Consider the following 12,301-nt stretch of genomic DNA (forward strand, 5'->3'; position numbering starts at 1 on the left):
ACCATCGGTGCCACTACAAATTTTAAAACATATATTTAAAATGTATTCTTTTTAAGATAAAATAAATTATTATATAATTCAAATTTTTGAAATACGTAATGAAAAAATATAAAACATGTCACTTAAAAATAATCTTTAACTCTTATGAAAAGAAAAACTTAAAATTTTAGTTAAATCAAACGCTCTAAAGCAAGCGATGTTTTGTTCTTTGCAGCACGCAGTTCTATGATTTTTTTACGTTCAATTTCAACAACTTCTACTTTTGCATTCTCTATAAACTTTGGATTATTTAACCTAAGTGAGATCTTTTCAATATCTTGTTCAATTTTATTGATATCTTTCATCAAACGGGCACGTTCAGCATTTAAATCAATCAACTGCTCCAGCGATAAACAAAAAGTCACCTCTCCTAAAACAATTTGCGCAGATCCAGATGGAATTCTATCAGAGAAACAAATCGTCTCAACACGCGCTAATCTTTTAAGAATAGTATCATAACGCTGCACACGTTCTTGTATTGTCCCTTCCCCTTCTATAATAATAAGAGGTGCTTGCGCAGCCGCTGGAACATTCATTTCAGAGCGCACAGAACGAATTTCACTAATAACGTCAATGAGCCAATTAACATCGATTGCAGCTTCTTCATCTACAAATGTTATCTGCGGCCATTGCGTCAATGCCAACATATTTTCACGCTTTATGCCTGATATTGCTGTGAGAGACCACAATTTTTCCGTCATATGAGGCATAAAAGGATGCAGTAGTTTATAAACTTCATCAAGAACCCAAGCAGTACATGCTTGCGCTTCTTTTTTGGAATCTTCGTCTGAACCTTGAAATACAGGTTTAAGAAATTCAAGATACCAATCGCATAATGTATTCCAAACAAATCGATAAAGTGCGCTAGCAGCCTCATTAAATTTATAGCTCTCAATACCAGCAGTCACTGCCGAAACAGTTTTGGATAATTCTGTTACAATCCAACGATTAAAAGTAAGTTTTGCTTCTTCCGGCTTAAAAGACAAACCATGCCTAACCCCATTCATTTCTGCAAATCGAGTGGCATTCCATAATTTTGTAGCAAAATTGCGATAACCCGCAACACGCGAAGGATCAAGTTTTACATCACGCCCCTGTGTTGCCATAATAGCTAAAGTGAAACGTAATGCATCTGCGCTATATTGATCAATAAGTTCCAGTGGATCAATAACGTTTCCCTTCGACTTTGACATCTTTGCACCCGTCTGGTCCCGTACGAGAGCATGTACATAAACAGTTGAAAAAGGTATCTCACCCATAAAGTGAATACCCATCATCATCATACGGGCAACCCAGAAAAAAATAATATCAAACCCAGTAACCGATAGAGATGTTGGATAAAACGTTTTTAATTCTGTCGTCTTTTCTGGCCAACCTAGTGTCGAAAAAGGCCACAGAGCTGATGAAAACCAGGTGTCTAAGACATCTTGATCACGCGTTAGCTGAACCTCTTTACCATAATAAGATAAAGCTGAAACTAAAGCTTCTTCTTTACTTTTTTCAACAAAAATCACACCATCAGGGCCATACCAAGCTGGAATCTGATGTCCCCACCATAATTGGCGAGAAATACACCAAGGTTGAATATTCTCCATCCAATTAAAATAGGTTTTTTCCCAACTAGCTGGAACAAATTGTGTTTTGCATTGACGAACAGCCTCTACTGCCGGTTTTGCTAATTCTGCAGCATTGACGTACCATTGATCAGTTAAAAATGGTTCAATAGGCACTCCACTCCTATCACCATGAGGAACGGTGTGCAGATGGTCATCAACACTTACAAAATAACCTCGCTCCTTCATTAAAGATATGATCCGATTTCGTGCAACAAAACGATCACACCGATCCAAATCCTCCACTAATGCTTTCAATTCGTCCGATAAGACTAAACCATCAAAAAACGCCTCATTATCACGCAAAAAAACTTCAGCCTTTTGCGTTAAAATATTGATTAAGCGCAAGCCATTTCTCTGCCCTACTTCAAAATCATTAAAGTCATGTGCTGGTGTAATTTTTACAGCACCACTTCCCTCTTCAGGATCAGCATAAGAATCACCAACAATCAATAATTTACGACCAACAAGTGGTAAAATAGCATTTTGACCTACAAGGTTTTTATAACGATCATCTTCAGGATTAACCGCAATGCCTGTGTCACCAAGCATTGTTTCAGGCCGCGTTGTCGCAACTGTTATAAAAGTTGTTGAATCATTTGGATCAAAAACTTTACCTTCAAGTGGATATTTAAAATGCCACAAATGACCTTTTATTTCTTTCGAATCCACTTCAAGATCTGAAATAGCCGTTAATAACTTGGGATCCCAATTAACCAAACGCTTGTCTCTATAAATCAACCCTTGCTTATAAAGTGTAACAAACACTTCACAAACAGCTTGAGACAACCCCTCATCCATTGTAAATCGTTCACGCGACCAATCACATGAAACACCAAGACGCCGTAGCTGATTAACAATGATGCCCCCCGTCTCACGACGCCATTTCCAAACACGCTCGACAAATTTTTCTCTACCCATTTCTTGACGTGTTGGTTCTTGATGTTCTGCCAATTGGCGTTCAACAACCATTTGCGTGGCAATCCCTGCATGATCCAAACCAGGCTGCCATAATACGTTTTTACCTCTCATTCGCTGAAAACGCACCATAATGTCTTGGATTGTCGTATTTAAAGCATGCCCCATATGAAGTGAGCCAGTTACATTCGGTGGGGGAAGCATAACGCAAAAAGGCTCTGTACCTGGTTTTGAACCAGCCCCCGCCTTAAAAACACCATGAGCCTCCCACTCTTTCGCGATCTGTGGCTCTATGGAAGCGGCATCATAGTTTTTTTCTATCATTCTTTTACCCACTTACTCATAGCACCACTAAAAAACGTAACTTATAACCTAATACCCAGTGAACATTATTCGCAAACTTCACCCACTTAAAATGGCTTCATAAAATTACAAACCAGTTTTTACAATAAAAGGAAATACCAAATGGCTAAAAGTACAAACAAACATTTAAGGTAAATTCTTAATTGTCTTAGCGATTTCTTCACGCAAAATCTTTTCAACAAAAACAGGCAATTGACGCTGTAACCACTCCGCTATAGCTGGGCGTAAAATGTCCTCTGCCATTCTCTCTGCAGAAGAGATAAAATATGGAGATAGTTCTACACAACCAGAAACTGTATTTTCTTTCTGCGATACAAATGCCTTAGTATTATATTGTTTTGTTTTATGAACAGAAGCCTGCTCTTCGGAAGAAAGTTTTGTTGCTTGTACACCCATACTAACTGTATTATCCTCTACATTTGTGTTATCTTGCACTTGAGACAGAGAAAAATCTTGGTTATCAGAGGAAAGGCCAATACGGTCAGCCAAAGCTTTCATTGCATCATCAACTGATAAAGTGGTTTCACAAACATCTTCTGAAGATACCTCTGAGTGTTTTTCAGAAGAAGCATCAGCAAGGGTTTCATTTACAAAATGATCAGCTTGAACTGCATTCTCTTCAATGATTTCACGAATAGATGTTAAAATCTCATCCATACTTGGCTCACGTAACGCATTTGAACTCTGTACCATATTAAAAACCTCTTAAAAACGCAAAACAATGCATCAGTGTAATAAAAGAATTATAAGATTGCCATGTCTCTTCATACGAAATATGATGCCACACACAACTTTCTTTCCTTAGTTAAGTGAATTTCCCCGCTTAAAATGAAACTACATGTAAACAATATATTTTTCAATATCATTAGCAATTTGATTTGTTTACCCCCTAAATACTAATCACTATATACACATAGCTTATAGTTTCAGCGAGTATATTTAACCGTCCTCAAACCTAAATAATTTGCAGTCAATTTTCCAATAGAAGATTGAACACTATAACTTGCAACCACAACATCCCGTTCTGCAATTGCCAGTGCAATTTGGGCATTAATCAACTGAGTGCGAGAGTTCAAAACATCTAATGTAGTTGCTTGCCCTACTCGGTTTTCTTGAATACGACCTTTAAGAGCAATTTCAGCAGCACGAACACTCTTGCGATAAGCAATAACAGACGCACGTGCACCCTCTAACTGAAACCAGGCAGTAGTCAATGCTTGTCTTACACTATTTTGAGCTACAGTAAGTTGGAGACGAGCCTGTTCAAACTGCTCCTTTGATTGACGAACCTGCGCAGATGTACGTCCACCTTCAAAAATTGGAACACTCAATGAAATTCCAACCGATTGAGAAACCCCATTCTCACCAGGGCCACTATAAATTCGATTATAAGATACTGTTGTGGAAAAATCTACTTTAGGAAGCAAAGCCCCCTCTTTTGCTTTTACATTATAAGAACTAGCATCAGTCAAATATCTTGCATAAAGAATCGCTGGATGCATGATATCACCAACTTGATAACCAATATCAAGATTCTTCGGAAGCTCTGTCGCCACTGGTGGGCGTTCTAACTGTGTAGGATCTGAACCAATGATTTGACGATAAATAGCTTCCATTGCCTTCACATCAGCACAAGCGAGACTAAATTCAGAAACAGCTACAGAATGCGCCGCCTGTGCTTGAGCAAAATCCACATGAGCCCCTTCCCCTACATTTAACCTTGCTTCATCTGAACGAACTTGTTCTTCAAGAGCAGCCAAATTTTCTCGACGAAGATCAGCAATACGACGTGCTTTATACACATTAGTATACGCTGTTACAGCATCCAAAAACATATTTTGTTCAGCATTGCGAAGATACTCACGTTGCGCTTGTGTTTTAACTTGAGCTGAAAAAAATGTATTTTGCGTTACAAAACCGTCAAACAATCTTTGACTTAACTTTATCCCTATAGATCCACCTGTTACGGTATTATTCCGGCCATAGGTTCCAATCCCTTCAATTTGCGGCAAAAAATTTGAGCGCGCAATGACCATATCATCATCTGATATACGTACACCAGCACGTTCACTATTTAACTTGGCATTATACACATAAGCTTCAGCTAAAGCATCTCTCAACGTACTAGCATGAGCGGATCCTGATATAAAAACATCCACTATTAGCAATAAACATGCCTGAAGTTTTTTATTTATTTTAAGCACACTATAAATCCTAAACTTACCACACAACTCTTTGCATGTTCATGGATGAAATTAAATATTAAAACACAAAATCGAATGTCTTTAAAAAACCAGGAAGGGGTTTGACAGCAAGGTTAAAACTACGACGAACTGAAATAACCTTGTCTTCTTTTATGTAAATTTGTGCAACACCTGCCCCACCATGCCCTTCAACCACAACAAGACGCCCACCTTCTTTCATTTGATCAAAGATACCATCAGGAATAAAATCAACAGCACCTTCAATAAAAATCACATCATAAGGCCCCTTAGCAGTATAACCTTGCTCTAACGCTCCATGGACAACAACCACATTATTACACTGATGATATTTTAAAAGTTTATCTGCTTGTTCTACAAGCGTTTTATTACTTTCCAACGCAACAACAGACCTAGCAATCTTTGAAAATAATGCTGCACAATAACCACTATTTGCACCAATATTTAGCACGCTATCTGATGGTTTTATAGCTGCAAGTTGTAGCAATTTTGCTAAAGAGGCAGGCTTCATCAAATAGCATGCACGCAAATCATCTTGTGCTGGAAAAACAACGATATCTCCATCAAGATAACTTAAATCTTTCACGTCTTCTGACACGAAATCTTCACGCGGCACCGTTAAAAATGCCTCAAGAATCGATAAATCCGTTACATCTACTGTACGAATTTGATTGTCAACCATTTTGCGGCGAAGTTCTGCAAAATCTGCAACCATAACCAGTTTTTTCTCCTAATGCATAACAAAAACCACAATCAAAATGGCAGTAATAAAAGCGTAATGTCTTTTATTGTGAATGTGACAAAAAAGCATGTTACAGTCAATAATAAGATTCTAATTGCGCTAATTTTCCATATAAAGGTAATTTCACTCAAAAAATTAAAATACTATTCAATAAAAAATTATTTTAATCGAAATTAAGTGGAGGCCTCGCCCGGAATCGAACCGGGATACAAGGATTTGCAGTCCTCTGCGTAACCATTCCGCCACGAGGCCTCGTCAATAAATATCAAAATTGTCAATAAGGGAAGGTAATGCATCCGTCAAGATACAGTAATCTTTCTTGGATCCTTTTTATTCTTTTTATACAATTTTTGAATTTTTTTTTAAAAAAAGTAATTTTACCCTTTGCAAATGAATATTGCTTTGCTATAGCCCTTGCACTAAAATAAATTGGTGTTATTCCTCGGTAGCTCAGTGGTAGAGCAACCGGCTGTTAACCGGTTGGTCGCTGGTTCGAATCCGGCCCGGGGAGCCATTTGTTTTTTCTACAACCTATTGATTTTATTGATATTTATTAAAGTTAGAAATAAATCAATAAAGCTAGGAAATAAGATTTTCTAATATAACTTGTCAGAGAATTTTCTGTATTAAATTAATAGCTTTTTCGATAGAATCAGCAAGAGGACCAGTCTCTTTAATAAAATTATAAAGTCGTGAAAATCTTTCTTTCCGGTTATTACTAAGATGCTTAACGCAATTCATCACAAGTTTCTGTAAAAAAGGCTCAACTGATCTCGACACTTCGTCGCTGCTGTTATCTAATTGAGAAATTTTGCTGCATAGAATTTTAGGATGATCGCAATCAGACGCTTCATTACAAACAATAAATAAATTATCCACTTTAGTCTCCTCAATCAAATAAGGAGAATGAGTAGAATAAATCACGCTATTGTTGTCAGACCCTGATAATTTCTGCAAAGATTGTAATATTTTTTCTTGGGGATGAATATGTAGATTACTTGCAGGTTCATCCAACAAGAAAATTGTTCCATTTTTGCTCCTATTGGTACGAATATCTGTAAGCACTTTAAAACAAAAGAACCAACGGCACCCTTTACTTCTTTCATGTAAAGAAAAAGTGCGACCGTTAGCTTTGACCTTTAAACAATAATCTAGAAAATTGGGATTTGATCCTGTTACTGTTTTTATGCTAAAGTTATCAAATACAGTTTTTCCTCCTGTAATGTCTTCCCAATCTTTGGTAACAACACTATTAAGATAATTATTCATAGAAGATAGACGTTGATCAACTACGTCTTCATCATCACAATCAACGACATCACGTTGAAAATTAATATCCAATTCAGTTTTCCCCCCAGTTTGATGTTTATGAGCACCAATCAGTAAATCATTAAAATATTATGCCATAAAAGGTTTTTTTATCGTTCAACAAACTGTCCTATGTTAATTCTTTATTTGAATCTTGAGCTGCAGTTTTTAAAAACCTAATTTTATTAGGCACATCAAACATAAAATCATCATAATAGACGATTTCAGGAATATGGTTCTGTATATAATCTAAAAGAGTTGTTACTGTTTTATCTCCATAATCCTTATTATTGATCATTACACGCTTTTCTGTGCAAAAACTATTAGCAAATGAATATGCAAAAGATAAATTTAGTTGGTTATTTTCAGAAAAATCATCTTTGATTTTTTTCAGTGTATTAAGCTTAGCTAATTTTTCAATCTCCGCTTCATCTACTGAAATTGTAGCAGATAAGATAATACCTTTATTAAAATAACCTATTTTAGGACGTATAGAAGCAAGCTCTTCATCTGTTAATTGTTTCCCTAAGCATAACTGTGACAATAGGTAAATACCCTGCAAAGTTGTTGTTTTTCCTGATTCATTATTCCCCATCAGAATAAAAGGAAAACGTCTATCTCCCCCTGAGAGATCTATTTCTACAGGTTAGCCTATCCCTTTGAAATTTTCTAATTTAAATGAAGTAAATATCATAATACCCTTCAGTGTATCTTTAAAAAACAATGTTTTATGGTTGTTATTATAGAATAAGGGTATCTTATTATTATATTTCAAAGTAATTCAATACAAAAATACTTATTTTTTTTGAAAACTACTGTTTTAAATGTGGAAAGATATTATAATTATACATTGCATCCATAAAACATGCAAAATAAGGATCAATAAAAATATGATAAATGCTATCTACTTCATAAAACGAGACATCACTTTGCTTTCACACTTTGATAGATTTTCATACTTTGGTGAGTAATGATCACTTTTGAAGCATTTTTTTCTGCTTCTGTAAGTTCTGTCTGTTTTTCAGTTTTTCTTCTGAATTTGTTTCCACCCACACAAACGTTTTCCATGTTCATCATATTTTAAAATGCCTCTTGTTAAACCTGGAGCTGATACTATCCAAGTTCACGTTTAATGTATAATTATGCCTTTGAATGAATTATCAAAGTAAATGTCTATTTCTCTTGCACAGATTAGAAAAATTTTAGGGAAGAAAAAGTCTTAATTTTAAGACACATTACAATAGAGTTTTGCTCATCATATTAACGTAATATAATAGACAAATTTTGAGCAAACAAAAAAATACAAAACGTTTGATATTTGTTTTATTTTTGAGTGCGAGAAGAAGTTATTACTTTTTGTGTGGAACTTCATTTTTGCCTATACTTGTATCATTTTTACTACAGATTTTTTATGAAAAAAATGTATCATTATGTAGTTTAGTGTGTAACTTTGGAGCAATATATGAATACTAAATGTTTAATTACCGTATCTATTTTTACTTTGGTTGCGTCTTCTGCAGCACAAGCAGAAAGTGGTAGGATTCCTCAAGAATCAATGTCTGTTGTTCTACCAAATGTTGTTGCTCCTTCTTTTTCTTGGACAGGTTTTTATTTCGGTGGCCAAATTGGCGGTTTTTCGAGTAAGACTGCTCTAAATTTAAATTTAAAAGGTGTTGGTTCTACAAAATTATCATCGATTGAGAAAGATTTATTACCCAAACTTTCGGGTTTTATGGGTGGTCTTTATGCAGGGGCTAATTTTGATCTTAATAATAGCCTTGTTTTAGGTGTTGATACGGATGTAATTTGGTCTGATAAAAAAGATACAAAGGTTATCAAACACAGTGGGTATAAAATGAATGATGGGGGACGTGGTGTACAGAGGCAACACCATTTGCAAGAAGCAGTGCCAAGTGATGAATTATTAGAAAAATTTATTGTAACCATAAGTCATACTTTAAAACAAAAGTGGGCTGGTGCCACACGAATGCGTGTAGGTTTTGCTGTTGATCATATTATGCCTTATATTGCTGGTGGTGTTGCTTATACGCAGATTCAAGATATCTTTTTGGCCTCAACTGAAATAACAAAAGATAAAATAGTGGATGAAACTAAAGCAATGATTGGTTATACTTTTGGTGGTGGTGTTGATTTTGCAATGATGGATGATCTTATTTTACGTGCAGAGTATCGTTTCTCAAATTTTGGTAAAAAGAAATTTATTAAAGATAAATTTGAAATTGATTATAAAACCAATGATTTCCGTGTTGGTGTGTCTTATAAATTCTGATCTTTATAAATATAATTGGTTAAGAAGCTCTGTTAATTTTTGCTCAGAATTTTATAAATATCTTTCGAAGATTTACATAATTCATGCTTTTGTAAATGGTGTTTTAATTACAAATTGTAACCTCTAAAACAACAGAATAAGTTTGTAATGGGCTGTATTTTAAAATAGCAATATAGAGGGGTGAAGTTGTTTTTGAATAAGGTTCTTACTTTTCGCAGTTTCCTCTCTTTTCCTGGTTATTTTCTTCCATCTCAAATTTGTAATGGCATTTATGTAAATTTCAAAGCTTTTTAAGAGAGTTTTTAAGTTCAGCTTAATATAAACCAATTTAATTCATTCTTTTAATTAAAAGATAGCTGCAATTTATTGAAAATAAAAAATAATTGGAACATTATGGTTCTCAATTTTTAAACAAAATAATATAATTCATCTTTTAAATTAAAGATACTTTTTAACTAATTGAAAATATTTCATTTATTGTTACAATAACTGGTTTTTCACACTCTTTGAAGCATTCCTTTATTTGCTTTGTGTTTTGAACATTTTTTATCCGGATTAATATCTTCTATAAGATGAAATATCCAAACTTCTTGCAAAAAGTTTTCTTTCAACCTTTGCCCGATTTAAAAGTGATAAAAATGTATATTAGGCTAAGGCTAAACAGTTTTAGCAACAAAATTTATTAACAATGCTTCATTTCTTTTTTATATTAGCTTACAGAACTCAAATTCTTTTTTGAATTCATCGCTTTTTACCAAACAAGCGAAAATGATACTCATAAATTAAAGTAAATGATCTAAGCTATACTGAAAAATCAGTTTAAAATATTTTGCTTTTGAATTAAAGCATGTGCTCATCATTGAACTGTAAGTATTGAGTTGATTAATTATTTTAGTACGTAACCACTAGAGCTATATAACTTACAAATAAATGAGATCCATCATGCTTGAAAAATAACGAAAAACAAGCCTTTTTATCAGGTTAATTATTACTAAAATTAATCGATACGCTTTTGGATTTATTTCTAAATTGCTTCAAAAATACACTAACTATCTCATACATTACGTAAACATATTGTTTCGTACTATAACTTCGCAACCTTACAGCTAGAATAGCGCTATTTGTGTGCTTTTTTTAAGTGTCCCATTGTATTTTCTCATAACAGATAATCAATATATGGTTAGGGCACTTTAAAAGCACCAAATACATTAAAAACACAACCACCAAATCTGTTGCTACAGCTTAAAAGGATTTTGCCAGGTTTCCTCTGATATAACCTAGTTATTTTTCCAAATGTTTTATTTAAGCCACCTGCTTTATTGACTTACGAAAACGAAATGATTTAGCACGTTTTGTTGTGGTTTTTGCTTTCTTACATCTTTTATTTTTAGATGAAGAATTTTTGATATATGATTGTTTAATTTGATCTATATGATCAAAAGTCTGCTTCTGACACTGAGATTTCTTAAAACAATGTTTCTTATCATTTTCTGGTATAAGAGATTTCTCTGGAAGTGCTGCAATTTGTGGTGGAATATCTTCGCGCGTCAATTTCATTCGAATAACACGTTCTACAGCACGTAAACGTACTTGTTCTACCTTTTCATCAAAAAGTGTAATAGCGTTGCCAGACGTATCATTTCGTCCCGTACGGCCAATACGATGCACATAATTTTCAGCTTCATCCGGTAAATCATAATTAATAACGTGGCTGACTCCAGGCACATCAATACCACGTGCAGCAATATCAGTTGCAACAAGAATCCCTACCGACCCTTCACGAAAAACTTTCAAGGCACGCTGTCGTGCAGCATGCGATTTATTTCCATGAATTGCTGCAACAGAATATCCCGCCTTCGTCAAACTGCGTGCAACAGCATCAGCACCATGTTTAGTTCGCGTAAAAATAATAACCGAAGCTAAAGCCGGATCTGTTAAAAATTTATTCAAAACGCTCTTTTTTTCACTTGTAGGAACACAATATAATTTTTGAGTAATTTTCGTAGCAACAGTTCCTTGAGGAACAATTTCTATTTTTACTGGTTCATTAAGCAAATTCTTTGCAAGTGTAACTATTTCCCGTGGCATTGTCGCTGAAAAAAGCGCTGTTTGACGCTTCTCATGCAAAAGTTTTGCAATGCGTTGTACATCACGAATAAAGCCCATATCTAACATACGATCAGCTTCATCTAAAACCAAAAAACGAGACTGAGAAAGATCAATGCATTTTTCACTAACAAGGTCCATTAAACGCCCTGGTGTTGCAATTAAAACATCCACACCTGTTTTCATACGTTTGATTTGCGCAAATCGAGATACCCCCCCTAAAATTAAACATGTTGAAAGGTGAGACCCTTTTGCAACCATACGAATTGATTCTTCAATCTGAACTGCAAGTTCACGAGTTGGAACTAAGATCAAAGCTCGTGCAGTTTTAGGATATCTTTTGTCACCTAAAGCCAAAATTTGGCTCAAAACAGGTAATCCAAATGCTAATGTTTTTCCAGAACCGGTTTGTGCAATACCTAAAATATCGCGCTTTTTTAGCATTACTGGAATAGCCTGTTTTTGAATAGGCTTAGGTTTGTTTATACCAGCAATAAATAGGTTTTCAGTTAAAAGTGTAGGTATACCTAATTTTATAAAGGCATTTTCTTTTATATTCACAACAAAATCTCTCTTTAGCTCAAGAACTGCAAACAGCTAACAAGCTACAATTACATCATCTTTAAATCCCGTATAATCGAGATCTGACATTGAACATTTAAAATACCGCTTAAATAAAAATAAGCGACTTGAGCAGTTC

The 12,301-nt window shown here is 34.7% G+C and carries 8 protein-coding genes and 2 tRNA genes; 2 read left to right on the forward strand and 8 right to left on the reverse strand.

Going from position 1 to position 12,301, the window contains the following annotated elements; translation table 11 throughout:
• Positions 1-170 precede the first annotated feature (170 nt).
• The 5 genes from J7R05_RS03980 to J7R05_RS04000 all read right to left on the reverse strand — a co-directional run bounded on the left by J7R05_RS03980 (position 171) and on the right by J7R05_RS04000 (position 6,149).
• A complete protein-coding gene (locus J7R05_RS03980; protein WP_208541281.1) occupies positions 171-2,894 on the reverse strand; it encodes a valine--tRNA ligase in 2,724 nt (907 codons plus the stop codon).
• A gap of 165 nt (positions 2,895-3,059) precedes the next feature.
• Positions 3,060-3,626 carry a DUF2497 domain-containing protein gene (locus J7R05_RS03985; protein ID WP_010703893.1) on the reverse strand — a complete coding sequence of 189 codons (567 nt, stop codon included), beginning with the start codon at positions 3,624-3,626 and terminating at the stop codon, positions 3,060-3,062.
• A gap of 233 nt (positions 3,627-3,859) precedes the next feature.
• A complete protein-coding gene (locus tag J7R05_RS03990) occupies positions 3,860-5,137 on the reverse strand; it encodes a TolC family outer membrane protein (RefSeq protein ID WP_208541282.1) in 1,278 nt (425 codons plus the stop codon).
• Between the two features lie 58 nt (positions 5,138-5,195).
• The gene (locus tag J7R05_RS03995) at positions 5,196-5,870 is read right to left on the reverse strand and encodes a protein-L-isoaspartate O-methyltransferase family protein (protein WP_208541283.1); all 675 of its coding nucleotides are present in this window, start codon (positions 5,868-5,870) and stop codon (positions 5,196-5,198) included.
• 205 nt (positions 5,871-6,075) lie between these two features.
• Positions 6,076-6,149 (reverse strand) — tRNA-Cys (locus J7R05_RS04000).
• Positions 6,150-6,336: 187 nt separating this feature from the next.
• On the opposite strand from J7R05_RS04000, the gene J7R05_RS04005 reads away from it, so the two are divergent.
• A tRNA-Asn gene (locus J7R05_RS04005) sits at positions 6,337-6,411 on the forward strand.
• A 95-nt stretch (positions 6,412-6,506) separates the two neighbouring features.
• On the opposite strand, the gene J7R05_RS09220 is transcribed toward J7R05_RS04005, so the two are convergent.
• Both J7R05_RS09220 and J7R05_RS09225 read right to left on the reverse strand, forming a co-directional pair.
• Positions 6,507-7,238: an AAA family ATPase gene (locus J7R05_RS09220; RefSeq protein ID WP_246468213.1), complete on the reverse strand. Its 732-nt coding sequence runs from the start codon at positions 7,236-7,238 to the stop codon at positions 6,507-6,509.
• 97 nt (positions 7,239-7,335) lie between these two features.
• Complete coding sequence (locus J7R05_RS09225) at positions 7,336-7,800, reverse strand: hypothetical protein (protein WP_246468214.1); 465 nt, start codon at positions 7,798-7,800, stop codon at positions 7,336-7,338.
• An 867-nt stretch (positions 7,801-8,667) separates the two neighbouring features.
• Here J7R05_RS09225 and J7R05_RS04015 point away from each other — a divergent pair.
• A complete protein-coding gene (locus tag J7R05_RS04015) occupies positions 8,668-9,495 on the forward strand; it encodes an outer membrane protein (RefSeq protein ID WP_208541284.1) in 828 nt (275 codons plus the stop codon).
• Between the two features lie 1,302 nt (positions 9,496-10,797).
• On the opposite strand, the gene J7R05_RS04020 is transcribed toward J7R05_RS04015, so the two are convergent.
• Positions 10,798-12,162, reverse strand: a complete 1,365-nt coding sequence (locus J7R05_RS04020) for a DEAD/DEAH box helicase (RefSeq protein WP_208541285.1) — start codon at positions 12,160-12,162, stop codon at positions 10,798-10,800.
• Between the last annotated feature and the right edge of the window lie 139 nt (positions 12,163-12,301).

Source organism: Bartonella capreoli (genome assembly GCF_902813205.1).
Lineage (GTDB): Bacteria > Pseudomonadota > Alphaproteobacteria > Rhizobiales > Rhizobiaceae > Bartonella > Bartonella schoenbuchensis.

Excerpts from the sequence above, each read along its gene's own strand:
- J7R05_RS03995 (WP_208541283.1), bottom strand. The coding sequence starts at position 5,870 with ATGGTTGCAGATTTTGCAGAACTTCGCCGCAAAATGGTTGACAATCAA.
- J7R05_RS03985 (WP_010703893.1), bottom strand. The coding sequence starts at position 3,626 with ATGGTACAGAGTTCAAATGCGTTACGTGAGCCAAGTATGGATGAGATT.
- J7R05_RS03980 (WP_208541281.1), bottom strand. The coding sequence starts at position 2,894 with ATGATAGAAAAAAACTATGATGCCGCTTCCATAGAGCCACAGATCGCG.
- J7R05_RS04015 (WP_208541284.1), top strand. The coding sequence starts at position 8,668 with ATGAATACTAAATGTTTAATTACCGTATCTATTTTTACTTTGGTTGCG.
- J7R05_RS09225 (WP_246468214.1), bottom strand. The coding sequence starts at position 7,800 with ATGGGGAATAATGAATCAGGAAAAACAACAACTTTGCAGGGTATTTAC.